Consider the following 24,059-nt stretch of genomic DNA (forward strand, 5'->3'; position numbering starts at 1 on the left):
TGCTTTCTTTGGTTACTTTCTTTGCAGCAGCAAAGAAAGTGACTGCCGCCCCGCACAGGGGCAGTGCTTATAGACCAATACGAAACCGGGACCCAGCGACACAAAACCAGACCAAAGAAAACCGGCATAGACCTTGCTCCAAACGTCGACCATGCCCGCCCCTCCTACAAAAATCCCCCCCCAGGCCGCGCCACGAACGCCCTGGACCTGCCCCTTCTGCCCAATGCTATGCGACGACATCGCCCTCGCCCCGAGCGCCGATCAGCGCCTCGCAGCACCCCGCACCGCGTGCCCACGTCTGGAGCAGTCCCTTGCCCACTTCGGTCCGAACGATGCAAACCAGAAGCCCGCAATCGACGGGCAAATCACCGACGCAGACTCGGCGCTCTCGCAAGCCGCGGCCATCCTGTCGAACGCACGTCGGCCGCTCTTCGGGGGACTCGCGACCGACGTAGCCGGCGCACGCGCGCTCTATGAACTCGCCGCCCAGTGCGGGGCAATCCTCGATCACCTGCACGGCGACACACTCGCCGACAGCAACCGCGCGCTGCAAGATCGCGGCTCCTTCTTCACGACGCTCTCGGAAGTCCGCTCGCGCGCCGATCTCATCGTCGTGTTCGCGTGCGAGCCGTCGCGGCGTTATCCGCGCTTCTTCGAACGCATCGAAAGCGCAGGCCGCGACGCAAGCGTCCTATTCGTCGGATGTGACATCGACAAAGCGGCCAACACTCGCGCCGAAGCGATCCTGCCCAACGCCGATCCCTTCGATACCCTCGCGCTCTGGTCCGCGCTCGTCGAAGGCGGCCGGCCGATTCCGGCAGCCGAACTCGTCGCGCTCACAGAGCGCATCAAGGCCGCGAAATACACCGCGTTCATCTACGAACCCTCGACACTGCCGACGCAACACGCCGCACTCGCGATCGAAGCGCTGCAACGCATCGTCAAGGCGATCAACCGCACCGCGCGCGCAGGCACGCTCGCCCTGACCGGCGACGACGGCGCCGCGACCGTCAATCAGACCGTCACGTGGCTATCCGGCTTTCCGCTGCGCACGCGCGTCGCGTATGGCATGCCGCTCGATCACGATGCGCATCGCTATCGCACGGAAACGCTGCTGCGACGCGGCGAAATCGATGCGCTCCTCTGGGTGTCGAGCTTCGCGCCCGAACCGCTGCCCGCATCGCTTGATGAAAATGTGCCCGCAATCATCCTCGCCCATCCGGCGATGACCGTGGCCGCGCGCAAAGGCCCGACCGTGTTCATTCCGGTTGCGACGCCGGGCATCGACAGCGGCGGGCATCTGTTTCGCGTCGATACATCGGTGGTCGCGCAGCTCATCGCCGCGCGCGATTATGCGTTGCCCACGGTTGCATCGATCGCATCGCGGCTCGCGCAGGCGCGGAGGCCGTCATGAGTCTCACGCGCCTCAAAGGCGGCACGCTCTTCGATCCGGCGAACGGCGTCGACGGCGAGAAGCGCGACATCTATATCCGCGATGGCCGCATCGTCGCGGATGCTTCGAACGAAAGCATCGATCGAGACTTCGATGCGAACGGCATGATCGTGATGGCGGGCGGCATCGATCTGCATTCGCACATCGGCGGCGGCAAGACGAATCTGTCGCGGCTGCTGTTGCCCGAAGATCATCGCGACGATCCGCGCGCCGTGCCCGATCGTCCGGATGAAGGCCGCTACATGCGCCTGCCGTCGTGCGGCGTATGCGCGCCGGGCACGCTCGCGGCCGGCTATCGCTATGCGGAAATGGGCTACACGGCCGCGTTCGAGCCGGCGATGATCGCATCGAACGCACGCCACGCGCATCTGGAAATGGGTGACACGCCGATCATCGATCACGGCGCCTACGTGATGATGGGTAACGACGAGCTCTTCCTGCAGATGCTCGCCGCGAACGAGGACTTCGAACGTCTGCGCGATTACGTCGGCTGGACCATCGATTCGAGCAAGGCGCTCGGCGTGAAAGTCGTGAATCCGGGCGGCATCTCGGCGTTCAAGTTCAATCAGCGCTCGCTCGATGTCGATGAAAAACACGCGCACTACGGCATCACGCCGCGCGATGTATTGAAGACACTCACGCGCGCACTCACCGATCTGCGCGTGCCGCATCCGCTGCATGTCCACGCGAGCAATCTCGGCGTGCCGGGCAACATCGAATCGACGATCAGGACGATGGACACCGCCGAAGGCCTGCCCATTCATCTGACGCATATCCAGTTCCATAGCTACGGCACCGAAGGCCCGCGCAAGTTCTCGTCGGGCGCGCGCGCGATCGCCGAAGCGGTCAACGCGCGGCCCAACGTGACGATCGATGTCGGTCAGATCATCTTCGGCCAGACCGTCACCGCATCGGGCGACACGATGATGCAGTTCAGGAACGCACCGATGGCGCGGCCGCGCAAATGGGTGCTCGGCGATATCGAATGCGATGCGGGCTGCGGCGTCGTGCCGTTCAAGTATCGCGAAGAGAGCTTCGTGAATGCGCTGCAATGGATCATCGGGCTGGAAATCTTCTTGCTCGTCGACGATCCCTGGCGCGTGTCGATGACCACCGATCATCCGAACGGCGCGCCCTTCACGAGTTATCCGCATCTGATCCGCCTGCTGATGGACAAGTCCTTTCGCGACGAACAACTCGACAAGCTTCACGCCGATGCAAAAACCGCGAGCGCCCTCGGCGAGATCACGCGCGAGTTCTCGCTATACGACATCGCGATCATCACGCGCGCCGGTCCCGCGAAGCTGCTCGGTTTGAAGGATCGCGGCCATCTCGGCGCGGGCGCGGCGGCGGATATCGCCGCCTATCGCGACGATGCCGATCGCGAGCGCATGTTCACATCGCCTGCCTATGTGTTCAAGGACGGCGAGCTGATCGCGCGCGACGGCACGCTGCTCGCAACGCCCACTGGCGGCATTCATTACGTGCGCCCCGAGTACGACCGCGCGATCGAAAAGCGCGTGCGCGAATACACGCAGCAGCATCTCGCGACGCGCTTCGAGAACATCGCGATCGGCGACGACGAAATCTGCGCATGCTGCAACGGCGGACGGCTCCTGCCCGTCGCGTGCTTCGCGGCGAGCGGAGGTTGACGCATGCGCATCAACGACACGCAGATCGACGACACCTTCGCCGAAGCCTTCCCGATGAAGGCGACGCGCCTCGTCATAACCGCGCATTCATCGACGTGGGCGCGGCATGCGGCCAATTCGCTGACGGGCTTCGCGACGTCCGTCATCGATTGCGGCTGCGAGGCGGGCATCGAACGCGATCTGTCCGGCGATGAAACGCCTGACGGCAGACCCGGCGTCGCGGTGCTGATCTTCGCGATATCGTCGAAGGAACTCGCGAAGCAGATCGCGCGGCGCGTCGGCCAATGCGCGCTGACGTGCCCGACGACGGCAGTCTACGGCGGCATCGACCCCGCGAACACGCGCGCGCCGCTTTCCGACAATGCGCCGCTCGGTGCGGGTTTGCGCTTCTTCGGCGATGGCTATCAGATATCGAAAGTGCTCGACGGCACGCGTTACTGGCGCGTGCCCGTGATGGACGGCGAGTTCGTCTGCGAGGAATTCACGGCGACGGTGAAAGCGGTCGGCGGCGGCAATCTGCTCTTTCTCGCGCGCGATATCGACAGCGCGTTGCATGCCGCCGAATCCGCCGTCGCCGCGATGCACGCGTTGCCGAACGTCATCACGCCGTTTCCGGGCGGCGTCGTGCGCTCGGGATCGAAGATCGGATCGAAGTATGCGGGCGCGACGGCATCGACGAACGATGCCTTCTGCCCGACGCTCGTTGGCTTGTCGAAGAAGAGCGAGCTGACGCCGGATATTGCGTGCGTGCTGGAAATCGTGATCGACGGCTTGACCGATGCCGATGTCGGCGCCGCCATGACCGCGGGCATCGCCGCCGCGACGAAGATCGGCCGCGCGGGCGGCGTGCTGCGCATTTCCGCGGGCAATTACGGCGGCAAGCTCGGGCCGTATCACTTCAAGCTGCACGCATTGTCGAAGGACATCGACGGGAGCCGCGCATGAACGCGATCACGTTGCGCGTAAAAAATGCGCCGGGCTTTCGCATCGATGGGTCGAATTTACTGCCCGCCACGCTCGCCGCCGCGTCGCGCGCGGAATTGCCGCGCATCGTGCTGCAAGGCGCGGGCGAAACGTGCGCGCTCGGCGATCTCTTCGATATCGCGCTGGAGCAGACCGACATGCCCGCACTCACGATCGAGGGCGACGCGCCGTGGCTCGACCGCATCGGCGCGAACATGACCGAAGGCGCGCTCACGGTGCACGGCCACGCGGGCGATTACGCGGGCATAAAAATGTCGGGCGGCGAGTTGCACATACAAGGCGATGCAGGTGCTTTCGCCGCATGCGAGATGCAGGGCGGACGTCTCTCGATTCACGGCAATGCGGGCGATTTCGCCGCGGGCGCGCTGCCCGGCGACATGGAAGGCATGACAGGCGGCATGCTCGTGATTCACGGCAATGCGGGCGCGCGCCTCGCGGATCGCATGCGGCGCGGCACCGTGCTCGTCGCGGGCGATGCGGGCGATTTCGCCGCGTCGCGGCTCGTTGCGGGCTCGGTCTGCATCGGCGGGAAAGTGGGCGCACACTTGGGATACGGCATGCGGCGCGGCACGGTGTTGCTGATGAACGCGCCCGCGCGCCTGCCGCCGACTTTCACGGAAGGCGGTCACGGCTTCGACACGTTCTGGCTGCTCTTCACGCGCATGCTCGCGCGCGAGATCGCGCCCTTCTCGCAGTTGACGGGCGCGATGTTGCCGCGACGCTACGCCGGAGACCTCGCCGTGGACGGACGGGGGGAATTGCTGATCGCCAATTCGTAGCGGGGAGATGAACAATGGACCGTTTGCACTTCACGGGAGACACATGATGAGCACCGCGCGGACCTCCGCGACGTCACGCGACGGCCGTATCGATGCCGGGAGCGCGCGCTATGCCGGCCCGGTGATCGCGTTGCACTGGCTCATTGCGGTCGCGATCATCGCGATGCTGTGCATCGGCTTCTATATGGTCGGCCTGCCGCGCGGGCTGCCGTTCAAGTCGGACCTCGTCAATTTTCACAAGTCGCTTGGAATCACCGTTTTCCTGCTGGTGCTGCTCCGCATCCTGGCACGCCTGGCCTATGGCCGGCCGCCTTTGCCGCCGATGCGAACGTGGCAACGCGCCGCCGCGAGCATTACGCAGGCTCTTTTATACGTTGGCATGATCGGGATGCCGCTCACCGGTTATCTCGGTTCGTCGTTCAACAAGTTCGGCACGAAGTTCTGGGGCATCGCGCTGCCGCAATGGGGCTCGGACGACAAGCACCTGCGGCAGATCTTCTTCGGCATTCACGAGTATCTCGCGTGGATCATGGCCGCGCTGGTCATCCTGCATTTTCTCGGCGCGATGAAGCATCAACTGATCGATCGCGACGGTCTTCTGCGGAGGATGCTGCCTTGAAAATTCGTGTGCTCGGTTCATCGGCGGGCGGTGGCTTTCCGCAATGGAACTGCAACTGCCGCAATTGCGACGGCGTGCGGCGCGGCACGATTTCAGCGCGTGCGCGCACGCAATCGTCCATTGCTGTTACCGATAACGGCGAGGACTGGCTCCTCGTCAACGCATCGCCGGACATTCTTGCGCAGATCGCGGCGAATCCGGAATTGCAGCCCGCGCGCCGCGTGCGCGACACCGGCATCGCGGCTGTCGTGACGATGGATGCGCAGATCGATCACGTCACCGGGCTTCTGATGCTGCGCGAACGCGGCACGCCCTTGCCGCTCTATACCACCGACGCCGTGTGGCAGGACCTCTCGACGGGCTTTCCCCTCACGTCGATTCTTTCGCATTACTGTGGTGTCGAGCACAGGCGCATCGCGCTCGATGGCGCATCGTTTGCCGTGCCCGAGTTGCCGCGCGTGACGATCGACGCACTGCCGCTGTCGAGCAAGGCGCCGCCCTATTCGCCGCATCGCGATGCGCCGGAAACGGGCGATAACATCGGCCTCATGTTCACGAATGGCGCAACGGGCAAGCGCGCTTTCTATGCGCCAGGTCTGGGCGCGCTCGAACCGCATGTGCTCGATGCGATGCGCGAAGCGGACCTGTTGCTCGTCGACGGCACCGTATGGACCGACGATGAAATGATTCGCTTGGGCCTCACGAAGAAGACCGGCCGCGATATGGGCCATCTTGCGCAAAGCGGCGCGGGCGGCATGATCGACGTGCTCGATTCGATCGACCGCGCGGGCGTGCAAAAGGTGCTGATCCATATCAACAACACGAACCCGATCCTCATCGAGGATGGACCCGAAAGACGCATTCTGTCGGAGCACGGCATCGAAGTCGCGCACGACGGCATGACCTTCGAACTATGACCGGAGACCGTTCGATGTTCGATCCGATGCTCAACCCGACCACAGGCCCGATCTTCACGAAGGTGCAAGACGATGGCCCCGCGTGGACGCGCGATGAATTCGAAGCGCAGTTGCGCGCGAAGGGCACGGCGTATCACATCCATCATCCGTTCAACGTGAAGATGAACAGCGGCGGATGTTCGAAGGAACAGATACGCGGCTGGGTCGCGAACCGCTTCTACTATCAGATCAACATTCCGCTGAAAGATGCGGCGGTGATGTCGAATTGTCCGGATCGCGACACGCGCCGCCGCTGGGTGCTGCGCATTCTCGATCACGATGGTTATGGCGATCAACCGGGCGGCATCGAAGCATGGGCGCGTCTCGGCGATGCAGTCGGCCTCTCGCGCGACGAACTATGGTCGCTCGAACTCGTGACGCCGGGCGTGCGCTTCGCCGTCGATGCTTACGTGAACTTCGCGCGTCGTGCGCCGTGGCAGGAATCGGTGTGTTCGTCGCTGACGGAGATGTTCGCGCCGCAAATTCACAAGGACCGGCTCGCGACGTGGCCGGAGCACTACACGTGGATCGAACCTGAAGGGCTGTCCTATTTCCGCTCGCGCGTTTCGCTTGCACAGCGCGATGTCGAGCACGGGCTCGAAGTGACGCTCGCGCATTTCACGACGCGCAAGGAGCAGCAGCGCGCGCTCGATATTCTGCAATTCAAGCTCGATATCCTCTGGACGATGCTCGATTCCATCGAAAAGGCCTTTCCGCAATGAGCGATATGAATCCGACTCAACGCAAGCAGGAAGCCGTCGTTGCACCGGACGATTCCCTGCATCCGAAGCTGAAGCGCCTCTTTCGCCTGCAATGGGAACCGGCGCAGAACGCGCACGTGCTGCTCTATCCCGAGGGCATGGTGAAGCTCAATCAAAGCGCCGCGGAGATTCTTCTGCGCTGCGACGGCTCGCGCGATATCCCGGCGCTCGTCACCGATCTGGAGCAGGCGTTCAACGCGACCGGCCTCGGCGACGACGTGCGCGCGTTCGTCGCCGGTGCGCGTGCGCGAGGCTGGCTGGAATAGCGATATGACCGACTTGTCCGAACCGATCGCAAAGCCCGAGCACGAAGACGCACCAATTGCGCCGCCGTTGTGGCTGCTCGCGGAGCTGACGTATCGCTGTCCGCTGCATTGCGTGTTCTGCTACAACCCGGTGAACTACGCCGATCACACGCGCGAACTCGACACCGCTCAATGGATCGATGTACTGCGTCAGGCACGCGCGCTCGGCGCGGCGCAACTCGGCTTCTCCGGCGGCGAGCCGCTGCTGCGCGACGATCTCGAAACGCTCGTCGGCGAGGCGCGCAAGCTCGGCTTCTATACGAACCTCATCACGTCGGGCATCGGTCTGACGGAGAAGCGCATCAGCGCATTGCAGGACGCCGGGCTCGATCACATCCAGCTATCGTTTCAGGACTCGTCGCAGGAATTGAACGACTTTCTTTCCAGCACGAAGACGTTCGACTACAAGAAGCGCGTCGCGAGTCTCATCAAGGCGCATGGCTTTCCGATGGTGCTCAACTGCGTGCTGCATCGCTATAACCTGCCGCATATCGGACGCATCATCGATATGGCGCTCGCGATGGGCGCCGAGTATCTCGAACTCGCCAACACGCAGTACTACGGCTGGGCGCACACGAATCGCGCGCAACTCATGCCGACCAAGGAACAACTCGATGAAGCGGAAGCGGTCGTCGAGCGTTATCGCAACGAGATCGGCGACCGGTGCAAGATCTTCTTCGTCGTGCCGGATTACTACGAACGCAGACCGAAGCGCTGCATGAACGGCTGGGGCTCGGTGTTTCTCGGCATCGCGCCCGATGGCGCCGCGTTGCCGTGTCATACCGCGCGCTCGCTGCCGGGCCTCACGTTTCCGAACGTGACCGAGATGCCGCTCAGGGACATCTGGTACGAAAGCGATGCGTTCAATCGCTTTCGCGGCTTCGGCTGGATGAAGGAGCCGTGCCGCAGTTGCGACGAGAAAGCCATCGACATGGGCGGCTGCCGCTGCCAGGCGTATCTGTTGACGCAAGATCCCGCGAATGCCGATCCGGTGTGCGACAAGTCTCCGCATCACGAGCGCGTGATCGAAGTGGTGCGCGCGGCATCGGCGAGGCAGGAACCGCAGGAGCAACCCATCGTCTTTCGCAACGATGCGAACTCGAAACGCATCGCGGCAGAGGCTTCCGGTAGGGGTTCAAAAGAAGGGGAAGACACGCCATGACTGCCGACATCTCCGTGCTGCTCGTCGACGATCACGCCGTCGTGCGTGAAGGTTACAAGCGTCTGCTCGAACTGAGTCCCGACGTGAACGTCGCGGGCGAAGCGGCGAATGCGGCCGAGGCTTATCAGAAGTTTTGCGCGTTGCAGCCCGATGTCGTCGTGATGGATCTCGCGCTGCCGGGCGCAAGCGGCATCGAGGCGATGCGGCGCATGCTGGCGCGCGAGCCGCATGCGCACGTGCTGATCTTCAGCGTGCATGAAGAGGCGATCTTCGTGCGGCGCGCGCTCGATGCCGGCGCACGCGGCTACGTGACGAAGGCGAGCGCACCCGATGTGCTCGTCGAAGCGGTGCGTTCGGTCGCGCGGCGCGTGTCGTATCTGAGTCCGGACGTGTCGCAGGCGCTTGCGTTGCGTGCGAGCATTCAGGAAGGCCGCCAGTTATCCGCGCGCGAATTCGAAGTGCTGCGCCTGCTGGTGCAAGGCTATACGCTGCCGAGCATCGCGGAGAAACTGGGCCTGAGTCAGAAGACGGTCGCGAATCATCAATCGGTGATCCGGCAGAAGTTCGGCGCGGACAATGGCGTGCAGCTCGCGCAGATTGCGAACCGGCTGGGCCTTCACTTCGCGGATTTCGCTTCGTCGGCGGTCGCGGGCAACGGCAGCCCCGCCTGAGCCGGCACGCGCGCGCAGAACAGAAAGCCCGCGCCCGGCTCGCTCGCGATCTGAAACGCCCCGCCGAGCGCTTCGACGCGCTCGCGCATGCCGATCAAACCAAGCCCCTTGCGCGGCTTCGTGAGATCGACGCCCGGTCCGTCGTCGGCCATCGTCACGACGATTTCCTCCGGCGCACGCGCGAGAAAAATCTCCACGCGTGAATTGCGTGCGAACTTCGACACGTTCGTCAGCCCTTCCTGCACGAGCCGATAAAGCGTGATGTTGAGCGCATCGCTCAACGCATCGAAATCGCCGTCGACGGCGAGCGTGAACGTCGCATCGGGCAAGCGCTCGCGCCAGCCGTCGACGCAATGTTCGAGCGCGGTCGGCAAACCGAATTCATCGAGCCCGATGGGCCGCAGCTTGCGGATCATCCCGCCGATCTCGCGATACACATGCGTCGCGCTTTGCATTAGCGCAAGCGACAGCCGATGAATCTCCGCCTCGCGTTGCGCCGACAGATCGCGGATTCGCCCCGCATCGAGCGACATCGCGTTGAGGTATTGCCCGAGCTCGTCGTGCAGTTCGCGCGCGAGATGACGCCGCTCGGTTTCCTGCGCGGCGAGCGCCTGATTCGCGAGACGCCGGTTCTCCGCGAGCAGATGCTCGGCCTCTTCCTCCAGCGCGCGCCGCCTGCGCACTTCCGATTGCGCCTCGCGATAACGCCGCCACGCGAACCACGCGAAGCCGATCGCGAGCACGACGAGCGTCGGCGGCAGTTCATCGAGCTGAAAGCGCTCGGCGCTGCGCGTCAGGCGATACGCGTACTCGCTGAAATCGAAGCGCGCGAACAGCGCACCGGCGATCACCGTGATCGCGAACACGCAGGCGAGATCGCGCCACACCGGCGAGCGCGGGGTGCGACGGTCGGCGTCTTTCTCGCGAGAGGGCAAGGAGTCGGATGGCATCACGGAATGCATTCTACGCACGGCTTCATCGTCCGGTGCGCCGGGTGGAACGCGATTGGGAACGCTTCCCTGCGCGATCGGGAAAAGCTCCCGGTCCACGCGCTCATTCTTATGCGACGCTTTCATTGAAAGAAACATTCTCGACGCGTGGATCGAAAGATAAGAGGAGACGATGATGAAGAGCATGCCGCGCCTGCCCGCGCCCGCGCATCCGTTCAAACCCCGAGCAGGGATGCGGCTCGTCTTCGGCAGCGCATGCGCGAGCATCACCGTGGCGGCATGGGCGCAGACGCCGCCGGCGACGGACGCCGCGCAAGCGCCCGCGGCAGTCGCGCAGGCGAACACGCCGCCGAATGCGGAGCTGCCTTCGATCATCGTCGTCGGGACCACGCCGCTCGTCGGCGTCGGCACGCCGCTGGAGAAAGTGCCCGCGAACGTGCAGACGATCAAGGGCAGCGAGATCGAGGCGCAGCATTCGCCAACGGTCACGAACTACCTCGAGAAGAACGTCGTCAGCGTCGATACCAACGACGCGCAGGGCAACCCGTGGCAGACCGACATCAACTATCGCGGCTTCACGGCTTCGCCGCTGCTCGGCACGCCGCAGGGCTTGTCGGTGTTCATGGACGGCGTGCGCATCAACGAACCGTTCGGCGATGTCGTCAACTGGGATCTGATTCCGCAGTCCGCGATCCAGACGATGCAGATCATTCCCGGATCGAACCCGACGTTCGGCCTGAATACGCTCGGCGGCGCCGTCGCGGTGACGACGAAGAACGGCCGCAGCAATCCGGGCGGCAATGTCGATGTCGCCTTCGGCTCGTTCGGGCGCAAGTATGCGCAGATCGAGCAAGGCGGCGTGATCGGCGATCATCTCGACTATTACTTCACCGCGAACATCACGAACGACAACGGCTGGGCCGATCACAATTCGAGCCGCATCCGCCAGGCGTTCGGCAAGATCCGCTATACCGACGCCGACACGACGATCTCCGTTTCGATGGGCGGCGCGGACAACACGCTGAACGGCTCGCAGACGATTCCGCGCTCGTTCATGGACAACTTCCGGCAGGCCTACACGTTCCCGGACACGAACGAAAATCAGGTCGGCTATCTGACGATCAACGCCGAGCACTACATCACGCCGAACATCCAGTTGAGCGGCAACGTGTACTACCGCCACTATCGCAACAAGAACGTGAGTTCGAACGTCAACGACGATTTCGACCCGAACGGCGACGACGCCGACGAACTCACGCAAGCGTTCAACGATCAGTCGGTGATCGTGACGGACAGCTATGGCGCGAGTCTGCAACTCACGCTGCTCAACCGGCTTTTCGATCACGACAACCAGTTGATCATCGGCGCGGCGGGCGACTTCGCGAATTCGCACTTCACGCAGGCCGAGCAGCCGGCGGAATTCGAAGCGAATCGCGCGACCATCGGCACCGGGCCGTTCGCACCGACGACCGACGCGAAGACGCACAACTCGAATCTGGGCATCTACTTCGAGAACACGTTCTCGTTCAACGAGCAATGGTCGATGACACTCGCCGGCCGATACAACTGGGCGAAGGCGACCATCGGCGATGAGAGCGGCGTGCAGCCGCTGCTCGACGGGAATCACGCGTTTTCGCGCTTCAATCCGGCGGTAGGCTTCAACTGGAATCCGACGCCTTACTTCACCGCTTACGCGACGTACAACGAAGGCATGCGTTCACCGACGGCCATCGAGCTGGCTTGCGCGGACCCGAACGCGCCGTGCTCGCTGCCGAACGACTTCATCGCGGACCCGGATCTGAAGCCGGTGATCTCGAAGACGTTCGAAGTCGGCGCGCGCGGGCGTGTCGGCAGTCATACGCAGTGGAGCGCCGCCGCTTACAGCACGACGCTCGACAACGACATCCAGTTCGTCAGCGCGCAAGGCGCGGGCAGCACGCTCGGCTATTTCCAGAACGTCGGCAAGACGCGCCGGCAAGGCTTCGAACTCGCGGGCCGCACTCAATGGGGCCCGGTGGGCGTCGCGGCGAGCTACAGCTATGTGAACGCGACGTATCGATCGGCGTGGACGGAAAGCAGCGCAAGCAATTCGAGCGCCGACGCCGATGGCAACATCACCGTGCATTCGGGCGATCGCATTCCCGGCATTCCGGCGAACACGGTGAAGATGCGCATCGACTACAACCCGATCGCGAGCTGGAATATCGGCACGAATCTCACGTATCGCAGCAACATCTTCGCGCGGGGCGACGAGAACAATCAGGATGTGAACGGCAGCGTCGCGGGCTATTTCCTGATCGATCTCGACACGACCTACAACGTGACCAAGCAGTTGCAGGTCTACGCGACGGTGAAGAATCTGCTCAACAAGCGCTACGCGAATTTCGCGATTCTCGGCGAGAATTTCTTCGACGGGCCGAATCACACGTTCAACAACGGCGCGACCGTGAACGAGCAGTTCCTCGGCGTGGGCGCGCCACGCGGCGTGTGGGTGGGGATGCGGTATGCGTGGAAGTGAGGCGTGAGGCAGCGCGCAGCATGCGTGATCAACTCTGATACGACTTCCAGGGAATGCCGCGCGCGTTGATGCCGTCCCAGAGTGCGACGTTGCACAGATGGCGCTCTTCCTCGCTGCGCGCATGCTGCTTGTCCCTCAAGCCCATTCGATGACCTGTCAGACCAACGATCCCGCCTTCGAGCATCGCCGGGCTGGCGCCCCAGCGCAGATCGATGTCCGAGATGGCCACGCCCGCCGAGCGATACAGGGCGAGCACGTCGTCCATGCTCATGTTGGTATCGAACGGAACAGCGTGCAGCTTGCACAGGTTGACGACATCGTGTCCCGTCAGGCGCGGGTAGAACGCAGGAAGCATGCGCGTATAGAGCCGAACCTTCGCCTCATAAAGCTTCACGACCTTCAGATTCAACGACGTCATGCCCTGATGAATGCGATAGTGCGTAAGCACTTCCGGCAGATTCGCAAAGCGCGCGCCATGCAGCATGCAATCGAACCAGAATCCGAGATCATCGACGATGTCGAGATTCGGGTCATAGCGAATGCCATGCCGCTGCACGAAGTCGCGGCGGAACATCGTGCTCGGATTGGCGAGGTAGGCACTGCCGAGCACGAAGCGCGCCTTGATGTTCGCGTCGTCGAGCGGGAACGCGCTCGTGCTGGTGTCCTCGCCGAAATGCCTGATCTGCGTGCCGACGACCGTGATCTCCGGGTTCGCATCGAGAAACTCGCTCTGCTTGCGCAACCGGCCCGGTTCGGCGATATCGTCGTGGTCGATGCGCGCGATATATTCGCCGCTGCACAGATCGAACGCGCGGTTCGCGTTGCTCGCGCGCCCCTGATTGTGCTCGAGCGCGAAGATGCGAATTCGCGGGTCGTTCAGGCTGCGGACGAGTTCGAGCGTATTGTCGGTGCTGGCGTCGTCGAGAACGAGGATCTCGAACTCCGCGTCCTGGCGCAGCACCGAGTTCAACGTCTCGACAATGTACTGCTGCACGTTATAAGTCGGGATGACGACGGAGATCTTCGGCATGGCGTGGCGAGGAGGAGTTCGGACGCGCATTATCCGTGTGTCGGCGGCGCGACTTGTCAAACAAGGTACTCGCGCCGATCGTAGCAGCCATCCCCGCCGTGCCGCGTTGCGCCAGGTGCAATAACGCGGCGCGGAAAACGAAATGGCCGCGCGAGGCGGCCATGTCATGCATCGGCGTCACGCGTCTCTCAACGCCCGACGATCGACCCCGCGCTCGGCGGATACGTGACGATGCCCCACGCCAGCGGCAGATCGCCGATCTGCTTGACCTCCTTGTAGTCCGAGCCATCGAGCACGTAGACCGCGTTCGAGCGTCCGCAGGCGAGCAGCAGCTTCGAGCCGTCCGGCGTGAAGCTGAAGTGCCAGCAGCGCTGTCCGACGGGCACGTCCTGCATGTGCTCGTAGGTCGAGCCGTCGAACACCTGCAAGGTCTTGTCGCGCGATGCCGCGATCAGCAGGCGCTTGCCCGACGGATCGAACGAAACGCCGTACGGGCCCGTCTTCGTATCGACGGTCTTCACGGTCTTCATGCTGTTGCCATCGAGCACGACGAACTTGTTCGCGTTCTCCAGCGTGACGACGTATTGCTTACCATCGGGCGACGCCTTGATGCCGCGCGGACGCGAGCCCTTGTCGAGCTTCACGGTGCGCACCGGCTTGCCCGTGCCGACGCGATACACCGATACCGTGTCGTCGCCTTCATTGGTCACGAGGATCAGCTTGCCGTCCGGCGAAAATTCGACGCCCTCGGTCTCGTGCCCGCTCTTGACCGAATGCGTGACCTTCATCGTTTTCAGATCGACGATGGCGATCTCGGCGGGCGGCGAATTGGCGTCGTCGTCATCTTTCTCGGGCTGGCCCGGCTTCGGCGGACCGCCGCTTTCGCCCGGCTCGTAGGTCACATACGCATAGCCGCCGAACACGCGCACGAACTCCGGATTCTTGCCGATCTTCACGCGGCGCGTGACCTTGCCCGTCGACGTATCGATTTCCGAGAGATCGCTCGTCGCCTTGTTCGCCACGTAAAGACGCGTGCCGTCCTTGTTCAGCGACAGCCCGCGCGGGCCGTCCTTGCCGACATCCCAGGTCTTCGCGAGCGAGAGATTGTCGAGATCGATCACGCCGACGCCGGCGTTCTCGGTCGTCACATAGGCGGTCGGCGCGGCGGCATGCGCGACATTCGCCGTCAATGCAAAGGCGAGCGACGGCGCGATCACCGACGCGCAGGCAATGCGCGCCGCCTTGAATCTGACTTGCATGGTCGTCTCCAGCGGTTCCGATACCGATTATTCGAGTTCGTGGGCGCACGCGCGCGGCGCATCGCACGGCGCGCGTGCCTGCAGCCCCAACTTAGCCCAATCGGCGCGGCCGTGGCAACGGCATCGGCCGGGAGAAATTCCCGAATTCCGCTGATATTTCGCGTGACGCAACGCTAGCGTGTCGCGGACGCATCGCTCGCGAGCAGATCGACGAGCGCCTTTGCACCGCGCGTCCAGGAAAGATCGGTGTTGCCGCGTATGTCGACCGAACGTTGAAAGAGCATCGCGCCGCTGTTCGCGTCTTCCACGCGCAGGTTCATGTTGAGAATCAGATTGCTGATCTTCTGCACCCAGCACACGCCGACGCGCGACGCACCGAGCTCCTTCGCCACGCGCCGCTCGCAGCCGTTGCACGCGTTCATGTCCTGCGTGCTTTTCAGCGTCGCGATGAGATCGGCGGCCTGCGTGTTGTCCGCGACACGAAAGAGCGCGCGATTGCGCAGGTCGTCGCGCAATGCGCCGCTCACCATCGCGAGCCGCGCGGTCTGAATGCGGTCGATGTCGGCGTCGTTGTAGGCGGCGTTATCGTCGATGAGCGTGCAGTCGAGCATCGCAATCGACTGCGGCGCGCTCTGCGCGAGCACGTTCGCCATGCCGATCGCAAGCGCGAACGCGAGCATCGCGCGGACAATGTGTGTCATGTTGACGGCCTCGATGATGATCTTCCCCGCAAAAGCAGATCGCATGCCTGTTATCACGACGCCGCGCGCAACGCTTCATCGGCAATGGCGAGCCGCGAGGCCATCATCTTCACGACAAAGCGATGCCATTCCTGCGCGGTCAGCGGATCATCCAGCTCCAGCTTGCGCAATGCCGCGAGCGTCAGACGGCGCAGGCGCGCGGGTTCATCGGCGACGACATCGGCGCTGCGCGGCGCGTGCGTGTACACAGCCATCTCGCCGATGATCGTGCCCGGACCGAACGAGCGCAGCCGCACCGAGCGGCCATCGGGAAGCGGCAGCGACACGGTCACGCGCCCTTCTTCGACGATATAGAGCGCATCGCCCGCATCGCCGCGACGAAAGAGCGCCTCGCCCGCGCCGATATCGCATACATCGAGGAAATCGGCCAGCGCCTGCAGCGCGCGCGCCGTGAAATGTGGCGCGAGCATCGAGCGAAAATCGCCGGCCGGCGCGCGCGGTTCGCGCGTGTGCGTCGATGACGCGAGCTGCTGCGCTTCGATCCATTCGAGCCCCGCGTCGAGCGTCTCGAACTCGTGAATGCCGAGCGAGAGCGCGCCCGTGCGCCCGAGCAGCGCGCGCGAATTGCGTGGCAACGCGGTCAGCACGAGATCGGCGCCGATCGCCGCGCACGCCTGACGCAGCTTCACGAACGCGAGCGATACCGATGCGTCCATGCCGTTGGTCCATGCGAAATCGAGCACGACATAGCGCACCGGACGCGGACCGTGTGAACGTATGCGCTCGCGGATGCGCTGCAACATCGAGTTCGCCGAGCCGAAGAACAGAAAGCCTTGCAGGCAGACGCCGCAAATCTGATCGCCGCGATCGATCAGCAAGCGCGTTTCTTCCATGCTGCGTTCGACATTCGACGTGCGCGTGCGGCCGTCGAACTCCATGCGCACGCAGCCCGCGCGGCCATAGAGCAGCGCGAACGTGACGCACGCCGCGACCACGCCCGCGACGACGCCCGCGATCACGCCATAGAACGCGATGACGGCGAGAATCAGCGGCACGAGCAGATACTCGTGCCACGTCAGCTTCCGATACGCGCCGACGAGCCAGTCCATCATCAGACGCAGCCCCATGTAGATCTGCATGCCGACGAGCACCGGCACCGGAAAGAGCGAGACGAGATCGGGCGACGCGATCAGCAGAAAGAGACACGCGAGCGCGGCGAACACGCCTGCGGCGCGGCTCGTCGCGCCGGCGCGCGCGTTGAGCATCGAACGGTTATACGACTGATAGCCGACCATGCCGCCGAAAAGTCCGCTCGCGATGTTCGCGAGACCCGCCGCGCGCATTTCGCGATTGAGGTCGATGTCCTGCCCGGTCGCCGCGCCCATCGCGGTGGAATTCATGATGATCGTGATCGCCGACACCGACGTGACGATGAGCGTCTCCGGCAAATGCGCGACGATCGCGTGCCAGTCGATTTCGCCGCGCGCGAGCGACGACGGCAGATGCAGCTCGGGCAGATGCAGCGCGTGCGTCGGCACATGCTGAAGCAGGAGGCCCATGTCGCGCGCATCGTCGGGCGAGATGCCGGCAACGCGCAACAGCACATAGAAGAGCGCGATGCCGATGGCGAGCGTGATCGGCAACGCGGCCGCATGCCGCCAGGTGCGCGCGAGAATCGTCGCGAGCGCGCCGACGAAAAGCGCGGGCGCCCATGCGAGCCAGTGCAGTTGCGCGAGCTTCGGCAGCGTGTGCCAGTCGAGCGCAACGCCCGTCAGCACGCGAAACGCACCCGCGATCAACAGATAGCCGGTGCCCGCGAGAAAGCCGCCCATCACCGGATAGGGAAGGAATTGCAGCGAACGGCTGCGTTTCGATGAACCGATCGCGAAGAGAATGAGGCCCGTCACGAGCGAGCACAGCGCGATGGCGACGAGCACCGTCAGCAGAATGACCGTGGGCGTGCCGCCGTTCGCGCGCACGCTGCTCGCGACGCCCGCCGCGACGCCGACGAGAAACGCGGTCGCATTGCTGTCCGGCCCGCCGATGTTCATGCGCATCGAACTCGTCACCGCGATGACGAATGCGGTGACGATGCAGCTCACGAGCGCGGTGGGCACGCCGAGCTCGGCATAGCGCGCGAGATCGGCGCTGAAGATGAGCGTGCCGAGGCTCATTGCGTAGCACAGCATCATGAGCGTCGACACGGTGCCCGCGGTGATGTCGCCGACGAGCGCGGCCATGCGCGGCATCGCGCGCGCGAGGACAGTGCGATGTGTCGTGGCTGGCTTCACGGCGCCTCCCGAACCGGGAAAACGGCAGACGTATACGCGCGAACGCAAAGTCCGCCGGAAAGTATCCGCCGCGCGCGAAGACACTGTCAATTTCCGGCGCCACACATCGGCATTTCCTCCGACATGAACGCGCCTCGCGGTGGATTCATCGCGTCAACAGGAGTAACGTTGACTGGCGAGCGAACACGACACCAAGGAGGCGATCATGCCCGACGAACCCGCTCAATGGCACGCTTTCGACTACGAAGGTTTCGAAATCCACGTGCAGCCGCAACTCAAGGCGACGCCCGAGCACGCGCCGCCGGGCAAGGCGGAGCGCTACGTGTATATCGGCTATGTGTGCAGGCCGGGTGCGCACGCGGACACGCCGGGCGAAGCGGTGCACTTCCACGCCGACGGCGACGACGCCTACAAGAGCGCGCAGGACGCCGTCGACGATGCGCGGCATATCGGCAAGAGCATCGTCGATGGCACGCATCCGGATCTTTCGGTGCTGCCGCTCGTGTCGCATCAACATCATCCGGGATGACGCACGAACGCATGCAAGGATCGAACGACGACGCGCACGCCGAAAGCCTGAGCGCGATCACACTCGCGACGCACGACATGCCGCGCGCGGTGCGCTTTTACGAAGCGCTTGGTTTTCGTATCGTGCATGGCGGCGCGAACGACGCTTTTACATCGTTCGCGCTCGGCAGTTCATTTCTCAATCTCACCAGCGAGACGCATGGCCCGATTCAGTTCTGGGGCCGCGTCATCATCTACGTGTCCGATGTGGACGCGTTCTATCGGAAAGCGCTTGCGCAAGGGATCGAGCCGCAATTCACGCCGCGCGATGCACCCTGGAACGAGCGCTATTTCCATCTCACCGATCCCGATGGTCACGAGCTGAGCTTCGCGCGTCTGCTCTGATTCGCGCGGCGCAGGCACGAGGTTCGCTTAAACACCAGTGACGGGTAACGTACGCATCGGCCATTTGATATGACCGATCGCGCACATACCCTCGCATCGCGTTGCACGATGATGAGTTCAACGGCACAACGCCTCTTTCATGAAAGAGGAACGGCGAAAGGCGCGTCAAAGCTTGCTGTTGCTATTTCGCAAATACGGGCACGGCTCAGGATTTGAAGCGTAGAGTTCAAGTGCTTTGTCAAGAACGTGGTGCGTCGCGGCAGGGGTTTCACGGATAGGGCTTCAAACATCGGCGCGGTCGGCCGTTATCCCTAACATGAATGCCGCGTGCTGGAGACTGAAATGAAATGCGCGAATGAGCAGTCCCTTCGTTATCAAGTGGAAAAATGGCTCGCGCCGGGCAGCATGCCGGTCCATGTGAGACAGTTCAGCCGCACGCGTGCCGACAGACGCCGCTATGTGTGCGTCGAGGCGTTGCACGGCGCCGTGTCGCGCGCCCTGTTCTTTTTCCGTCACGACGACGGGCACTGGTGTGTCTATCCGCCCGCACCGAAACGAAGCAACATGCGCGGCGAAAGACTGGCGGCGTGAGGCGTTTTCAATTCCCCGTCGCGCTCCGCTTTCAGAAGCGCAGGTTATTGAGGAACTGAAACCACATCGCGCCGAGCGGATTCGCTGCATCGGCTGTCACGGGTTCTTTCTCTTCTTCCTTGCTCGCAACCGGCTCTTCTTCCCGCGCTTTTTTCTCTTTTTTCTCTTCTTCCCTGGCCTGGCGCGATTCATGCAGCGCGATTGCGCTGTCCGCGATCTGCCGCGCGCTCGACTCGTCACACTGCGCGCCGAGCAGCACGCCGAACACGACATCGCGATTATGTCCTTGCGACGCGAACCGCATCGCGAGCGATACGCGCTGAGCATAGAGCGCCTCGCGCGCCTCACGTTCCTTCGCTTCGCGTGCCTCGCGTTCGGCTTCTTCCTGACGCACCCGTTCTTCCCAGCGGCGCATCTCTTCGGTGTAGATGCGGTCGTATACCTCGCGTTGCGCGGGATCGGACAGGATGGCGTAGGCCTCCTTGATCTCCAGGAATTTGGCGCGGGCAGCGTCTTCGTTACCGACGTTGCGATCGGGATGGCAGCGCATCGCAGCCTTGCGATACGCGCGTTTGATTTCTTCTACCGTGGCGTGTTCTCCCACGCCGAGCGTTTCGTATAACGTTGCCATTTGCGTTGGGTGGATAGGATCGCCGGTCATCGTAACACGCAAAAAACGGGGTCCTTTCGCGCGATGCGGCGTTGCAACACGAGCGGCTAACGCTTGTCGATCAAGCGTACGGCCGTGCTTCCGAGCAGATCGAAGACGGCGCGCGCGGACTTCAGATAGCGCGCGATATGCAAGCGGATATTGATCACGCCTAGCACGAAGATCGCCAGCGTAATCAGCAGATAGTCGCGCCGCTCTTCTATGAAGTGATAACGCGTATGCAGCAGCACGAACACGATCCATACGAACGCTGGCGCGTGCAGCGTCCAGTGCCGTTGCGCGAAATGCCACGCGATGCGGCGTATATCGCGTCCCGAGGCGCGGTCGAGTCCGGCGAGTTCGGGGCGTCGGCTGAAAGAGAAAGGCATGGGATCGAGTCACTTTGCATTGCCATCGTCGCGTCACACAGCCTTGGGACAATCGCGCGTTTTCCGTTTTCAGCATACCTGACGATGGCGCTTTCACTCGACGACATTCAGCATCTCTTCGATAAGCACGGCGCGATCGCCTATAGCGGCGAGCCGGTCACTCAACTGCAGCATGCATTGCAAAGCGCGACGCTCGCCGAGCAGGCGGGCGCGAGCCGCGAACTGATTGTCGCGGCGCTGCTGCACGATCTCGGGCATCTGCTGAACATGCAGGGCGAGACGCCGAGCGAGCGCGGCATCGACGATCTGCATCAGTATTTCGCGCTGCCGTTCCTGCGTCCGCTCTTCCCGGATGCCGTGCTCGAACCGATTCGCCTGCATGTCGACGCCAAACGCTGCCTGTGCGCGATCGACGCGTCGTATCACGCGCGGCTGTCGGCGGATTCGGTGCGCAGCCTGACATTGCAGGGCGGCGTTTTCGACGATGAATCCGCGCGGGCGTTTCTCGCAAAGCCCTACGCGCGCGATGCGATCGCATTGCGCCGTTGGGACGATGAGGCGAAGGACGCGCAGCGCGCGACGCCTGCGCTGCCGCATTTCATGCAGATCGCGGCGGGCGTGGCGTTGGGTTGAACGTCGTCGCTTCATCGAAGAACGCACGTTCGCGTATCGCGCTAGACTGTGCGCCATGCGTCCATACCCACTCCAAAGCGCCTTGCAGCAAGCCTTCGGCGCGCATACGAGCGCCGCATCGTGAAAGGCGGCAATTTCCGCATCACCGCCGCCGTCGTCGCGAGCGCCCTCTTTATGCAAAATATGGATGGGACCATCGTCGCAACCGCCATCCCGACGATGGCCCGCGATCTCAACGTCGACGCCATCCATCTCTCCAGCGCGATCACCGCGTATCTCGTCGCGCTGACCGTCTTTATTCCCGCGAGCGGCTGGGTCGCCGACCGATTCGGCGCGCGCCGCGTATTCATGTGGGCGATCGCGACCTTCACGCTCGCGTCCGTCGCGTGCGCCGCCGCGATGAACCTCCCGCAATTGCTGGCCGCGCGCGTCGTGCAAGGTCTCGGCGGCGCGATGATGGTGCCCGTCGGCCGATTGATCCTGTTTCGCGGCGTCAAGCGCGAGGAGCTCCTGCAGGCGACGACCTGGCTCACGATGCCCGCGCTCGTCGGTCCCCTGCTCGGCCCGCCGCTCGGCGGCTTTCTCACCGATACGCTCACGTGGCGCAGCATCTTCTGGGTCAACGTACCGGTGGGCATCGCCGGGCTTTGGCTCACGTGGAAATTGCTGCCGCCGTCGCCGCCCGAGGACCGGACGCCGCCCGATCTGCCCGGCATGCTGCTGTCGGGCGCATCGCTCAGTCTGTTCATGATCGGCATCGAAAGCGCGGGGCGCGGCGTGCTGCCGGCCGGCGTGCCGTGGATCTGCGTCGCGGTCGGCCTGCTGCTCTTTCGCGCGACCGTGCTGCATTGCCGGCGCGCGCCGAATCCGGCCATCGACTTCTCGTTGCTGTCGATTCCCACGTTCCACGCCGCGACGGTCGCGGGCAGCCTCTTTCGCGCCGGCGCGGGCGCGCTGCCCTTTCTCGTGCCGCTCACGCTGCAAACCGGCTTCGGCTACAGCGCGACGGCGAGCGGTCTCGTCACGTTCGCTAGCGCGCTCGGTTCGTTCTGCATGCGTCCGATGACTGCGCTCGCGTTGCGGCGCTTCTCGGTGCGCACGGTGCTGTGCGCGGGCAGCGTCGTGTTCGCGGCCGTGCTGCTCGTCTGCTCGACGATGTCGCAAGCCTGGCCCGCCGCCGCGATCTTCCTGCTCTTGCTGGTCGGCGGACTCGGCCGCTCGCTCAGTTTCGCGACGATGGGCGCACTCGCCTTCGCCGATGTCCCCAAGGCGCGTCTCGCCGCCGCGACATCGTTTCAGGGCACCGCGCAACAGTTGATGAAGGCGGTCGGCGTGACCGTCGCGGCCGGCACGATTCAGGCGACGATGCTCGCTTCCGGCAACGCGCACACCGAGCGCTGGCAACTGGCGTGCGGTTTCATCGCCACGGCGCTGGTCGTGCTGGCCTCCCTGCCGATGTTCGCGCGCCTCTCGGCAGACGCCGGCGAAGGCATCTCGGCGCCAACGGCGAAACGGGTCGAGCGGACGTGATTCGGACCCGATTTCACGAGTAATTCGTGCCGATTTGCAAAATGAAACATCAGATTTAAGACAAGTCCATGATCCACAAGGATTTTCTATGTGGCTATAATGCGATTCCGCTTTGATCTCTTCATCCGATGCGTCGTGTTCTTGCCACCCTTGCTGCCTTTGCCGTCTCGTTGAGCGCCGCGCACACCGCGCTCGCGCAGGAACATCCGCTCGCCGCGAGCGACACGTTCGCGTTCTCGCCCGCTGCGGACGACCCGAAGGTCGAGCAGGCAAGTCACAAGATTTCGGACATGCTGATGCGCAAATTTGGCGTGGCGCGTGAGAAGGCGCAGACCATCGCCACGGCGGTCATGTCGTCGTCATCGAAATATTCGCTTCCTCCGGCGCTTTTGCTCGCCATCATTTCGATCGAATCGCGTTTTCGGGAAACGGCCAGAGGGCCGAACAACGCGACAGGTCTGATGCAGGTCGTCCCCTCGGCGCACAAGAAACTCGTGCGCAACGTGGATTTGACCGACCCGGAGGACAACATCGAAACGGGCTCGGCCATCCTGCATGGCTATGTGAAGTCCGCCCAAGGTGATTTCGACGCCGCGCTGAAGAGCTACGGCGGCTCGCGCGCCTACGCCGAAAAGGTCAGCTTGCGCGCGAAATCGTTCGAACCGGCGGCATCGGTCGATGCGGCGTCGGCGGGCGGCCAATAAGCTTCAATCTCGCGCCAGTCACGGCGCAGTTCCACACAGCATTTCCTTCCGATATCGCGCGCCGCCGCCAGGCGGATGCCGCATGCACGTCCCGATGACGTCGCGGCGATCGCACCCGCACGCGCGCTGGCTTCGCTTTAATACGCCTTCTGCGAGCCGCTGCTGTTCGACTTCATGCCGCCCGAATTCATGCCGCCCGAATTCATGTTGCCGTTGTTCGGCGCGCTGCGTTGGACGGTGCCCTGATCCTGGCCCATGCCGTTGGTCGCGTCGTTGCCCATGCCGCTCTTCGCGCCGGTGCCGGCCGAGCCATCCGATGAGCCGCCCATGCCGGTGCCGCCCATGCCGACGCCGCCGCCCTTGCCCGACGCAGCCGAGCCTGCACCCGATGAGCCATTGCCGCCCGCGCCCATAGAACCGCCTGCGGCTCCGCCACCGCCCGCACCGCCGCCGCCCGCTTGGGCGTAGACGCCGCCGGACAAGCCCAGCACCAGCGCGGAAATCACTAACTTCTTCGTAGTCGAGTTCATTGCAAGTCTCCCTAGAGTGCGTATCGGTCG

General features: G+C 63.7%; 25 protein-coding genes. 17 read left to right on the top strand and 8 right to left on the bottom strand.

Features of this window, described 5'->3' with window-relative positions:
* Nucleotides 1–151 precede the first annotated feature (151 nt).
* The 10 genes from AWB76_RS32500 to AWB76_RS32545 are packed head-to-tail and all read left to right on the top strand — an operon-like array spanning nucleotide 152 to nucleotide 9,342.
* Entirely contained in the window at nucleotides 152–1,414 is a 1,263-nt protein-coding gene (locus tag AWB76_RS32500) for a molybdopterin-binding domain-containing protein (protein ID WP_061164215.1), read from the top strand.
* Nucleotides 1,411–3,105: a formylmethanofuran dehydrogenase subunit A gene (locus tag AWB76_RS32505; RefSeq protein ID WP_061164216.1), complete on the top strand. Its 1,695-nt coding sequence runs from the start codon at nucleotides 1,411–1,413 to the stop codon at nucleotides 3,103–3,105. Before AWB76_RS32500 ends, AWB76_RS32505 begins: the two co-directional genes overlap by 4 nt.
* Before the next feature lie 3 nt (nucleotides 3,106–3,108).
* Nucleotides 3,109–4,050: a formylmethanofuran--tetrahydromethanopterin N-formyltransferase gene (gene fhcD, locus AWB76_RS32510; protein ID WP_061164217.1), complete on the top strand. Its 942-nt coding sequence runs from the start codon at nucleotides 3,109–3,111 to the stop codon at nucleotides 4,048–4,050.
* Nucleotides 4,047–4,868 (top strand): formylmethanofuran dehydrogenase subunit C, encoded by an 822-nt coding sequence (locus AWB76_RS32515; RefSeq protein WP_061164218.1) that lies wholly within the window; start codon nucleotides 4,047–4,049, stop codon nucleotides 4,866–4,868. The genes fhcD and AWB76_RS32515 overlap by 4 nt, the downstream gene beginning before the upstream one ends.
* Nucleotides 4,869–4,914: 46 nt before the next feature.
* Entirely contained in the window at nucleotides 4,915–5,487 is a 573-nt protein-coding gene (locus AWB76_RS32520) for a cytochrome b (RefSeq protein WP_061164267.1), read from the top strand.
* Entirely contained in the window at nucleotides 5,484–6,404 is a 921-nt protein-coding gene (gene pqqB / locus AWB76_RS32525; RefSeq protein WP_061164219.1) for a pyrroloquinoline quinone biosynthesis protein PqqB, read from the top strand. The genes AWB76_RS32520 and pqqB overlap by 4 nt, the downstream gene beginning before the upstream one ends.
* Nucleotides 6,405–6,418: 14 nt before the next feature.
* On the top strand, nucleotides 6,419–7,165 hold the full coding sequence (pqqC, locus tag AWB76_RS32530; RefSeq protein ID WP_061164268.1) for a pyrroloquinoline-quinone synthase PqqC: 747 nt from the start codon (nucleotides 6,419–6,421) through the stop codon (nucleotides 7,163–7,165).
* Nucleotides 7,166–7,170: 5 nt separating this feature from the next.
* Nucleotides 7,171–7,470 carry a pyrroloquinoline quinone biosynthesis peptide chaperone PqqD gene (gene pqqD / locus AWB76_RS32535; protein WP_061164269.1) on the top strand — a complete coding sequence of 100 codons (300 nt, stop codon included), beginning with the start codon at nucleotides 7,171–7,173 and terminating at the stop codon, nucleotides 7,468–7,470.
* Between the two features lie 4 nt (nucleotides 7,471–7,474).
* A complete protein-coding gene (pqqE, locus tag AWB76_RS32540) occupies nucleotides 7,475–8,671 on the top strand; it encodes a pyrroloquinoline quinone biosynthesis protein PqqE (protein ID WP_061164271.1) in 1,197 nt (398 codons plus the stop codon).
* Nucleotides 8,668–9,342, top strand: a complete 675-nt coding sequence (locus AWB76_RS32545) for a response regulator (RefSeq protein WP_061164220.1) — start codon at nucleotides 8,668–8,670, stop codon at nucleotides 9,340–9,342. Before pqqE ends, AWB76_RS32545 begins: the two co-directional genes overlap by 4 nt.
* On the opposite strand, the gene AWB76_RS32550 is transcribed toward AWB76_RS32545, so the two are convergent.
* A complete protein-coding gene (locus AWB76_RS32550) occupies nucleotides 9,288–10,292 on the bottom strand; it encodes an ATP-binding protein (protein WP_061164270.1) in 1,005 nt (334 codons plus the stop codon). The genes AWB76_RS32545 and AWB76_RS32550 overlap by 55 nt on opposite strands.
* 172 nt (nucleotides 10,293–10,464) lie before the next feature.
* Between AWB76_RS32550 and AWB76_RS32555 the strand changes: the two genes are divergently transcribed.
* Entirely contained in the window at nucleotides 10,465–12,810 is a 2,346-nt protein-coding gene (locus tag AWB76_RS32555; RefSeq protein WP_374729963.1) for a TonB-dependent receptor, read from the top strand.
* A gap of 28 nt (nucleotides 12,811–12,838) precedes the next feature.
* Here AWB76_RS32555 and AWB76_RS32560 read toward each other — a convergent pair whose 3' ends face one another.
* From AWB76_RS32560 to AWB76_RS32575, 4 genes are all read right to left on the bottom strand, one after another.
* Nucleotides 12,839–13,840, bottom strand: a complete 1,002-nt coding sequence (locus AWB76_RS32560; RefSeq protein ID WP_061164221.1) for a glycosyltransferase family 2 protein — start codon at nucleotides 13,838–13,840, stop codon at nucleotides 12,839–12,841.
* Between the two features lie 188 nt (nucleotides 13,841–14,028).
* Nucleotides 14,029–15,099, bottom strand: coding sequence for a beta-propeller fold lactonase family protein (locus tag AWB76_RS32565; RefSeq protein ID WP_061164222.1), 1,071 nt, complete (start codon nucleotides 15,097–15,099; stop codon nucleotides 14,029–14,031).
* A 173-nt stretch (nucleotides 15,100–15,272) separates the two neighbouring features.
* Nucleotides 15,273–15,800, bottom strand: a complete 528-nt coding sequence (locus AWB76_RS32570; protein ID WP_244173540.1) for a DUF3280 domain-containing protein — start codon at nucleotides 15,798–15,800, stop codon at nucleotides 15,273–15,275.
* A gap of 53 nt (nucleotides 15,801–15,853) precedes the next feature.
* Nucleotides 15,854–18,049, bottom strand: a complete 2,196-nt coding sequence (locus tag AWB76_RS32575; protein WP_096031384.1) for a SulP family inorganic anion transporter — start codon at nucleotides 18,047–18,049, stop codon at nucleotides 15,854–15,856.
* A 247-nt stretch (nucleotides 18,050–18,296) separates the two neighbouring features.
* Between AWB76_RS32575 and AWB76_RS32580 the strand changes: the two genes are divergently transcribed.
* The 3 genes from AWB76_RS32580 to AWB76_RS32590 all read left to right on the top strand — a co-directional run bounded on the left by AWB76_RS32580 (nucleotide 18,297) and on the right by AWB76_RS32590 (nucleotide 19,594).
* Complete coding sequence (locus AWB76_RS32580) at nucleotides 18,297–18,620, top strand: hypothetical protein (protein ID WP_061164224.1); 324 nt, start codon at nucleotides 18,297–18,299, stop codon at nucleotides 18,618–18,620.
* Nucleotides 18,621–18,631: 11 nt separating this feature from the next.
* Nucleotides 18,632–19,003 carry a VOC family protein gene (locus AWB76_RS32585; protein ID WP_374729964.1) on the top strand — a complete coding sequence of 124 codons (372 nt, stop codon included), beginning with the start codon at nucleotides 18,632–18,634 and terminating at the stop codon, nucleotides 19,001–19,003.
* A 342-nt stretch (nucleotides 19,004–19,345) separates the two neighbouring features.
* Nucleotides 19,346–19,594, top strand: a complete 249-nt coding sequence (locus tag AWB76_RS32590) for a hypothetical protein (protein ID WP_061164226.1) — start codon at nucleotides 19,346–19,348, stop codon at nucleotides 19,592–19,594.
* Between the two features lie 31 nt (nucleotides 19,595–19,625).
* On the opposite strand, the gene AWB76_RS32595 is transcribed toward AWB76_RS32590, so the two are convergent.
* Nucleotides 19,626–20,225: a J domain-containing protein gene (locus tag AWB76_RS32595; RefSeq protein WP_061164227.1), complete on the bottom strand. Its 600-nt coding sequence runs from the start codon at nucleotides 20,223–20,225 to the stop codon at nucleotides 19,626–19,628.
* Between the two features lie 86 nt (nucleotides 20,226–20,311).
* Nucleotides 20,312–20,632, bottom strand: a complete 321-nt coding sequence (locus AWB76_RS32600; protein ID WP_061164228.1) for a hypothetical protein — start codon at nucleotides 20,630–20,632, stop codon at nucleotides 20,312–20,314.
* A gap of 84 nt (nucleotides 20,633–20,716) precedes the next feature.
* Here AWB76_RS32600 and AWB76_RS32605 point away from each other — a divergent pair, with 84 nt between their 5' ends.
* The 3 genes from AWB76_RS32605 to AWB76_RS32615 all read left to right on the top strand — a co-directional run bounded on the left by AWB76_RS32605 (nucleotide 20,717) and on the right by AWB76_RS32615 (nucleotide 23,499).
* Nucleotides 20,717–21,265 carry a phosphonate degradation HD-domain oxygenase gene (locus AWB76_RS32605; protein ID WP_061164229.1) on the top strand — a complete coding sequence of 183 codons (549 nt, stop codon included), beginning with the start codon at nucleotides 20,717–20,719 and terminating at the stop codon, nucleotides 21,263–21,265.
* 120 nt (nucleotides 21,266–21,385) lie between these two features.
* Complete coding sequence (locus AWB76_RS32610; protein WP_061164230.1) at nucleotides 21,386–22,795, top strand: DHA2 family efflux MFS transporter permease subunit; 1,410 nt, start codon at nucleotides 21,386–21,388, stop codon at nucleotides 22,793–22,795.
* Between the two features lie 128 nt (nucleotides 22,796–22,923).
* Nucleotides 22,924–23,499: a transglycosylase SLT domain-containing protein gene (locus AWB76_RS32615; protein ID WP_061164231.1), complete on the top strand. Its 576-nt coding sequence runs from the start codon at nucleotides 22,924–22,926 to the stop codon at nucleotides 23,497–23,499.
* Nucleotides 23,500–23,636: 137 nt separating this feature from the next.
* Here AWB76_RS32615 and AWB76_RS32620 read toward each other — a convergent pair whose 3' ends face one another.
* Entirely contained in the window at nucleotides 23,637–24,029 is a 393-nt protein-coding gene (locus tag AWB76_RS32620; protein ID WP_061164232.1) for a hypothetical protein, read from the bottom strand.
* Nucleotides 24,030–24,059 lie beyond the last annotated feature (30 nt).

The organism is Caballeronia temeraria, assembly GCF_001544795.2.
Classification (GTDB): Bacteria; Pseudomonadota; Gammaproteobacteria; order Burkholderiales; family Burkholderiaceae; genus Caballeronia; species Caballeronia temeraria.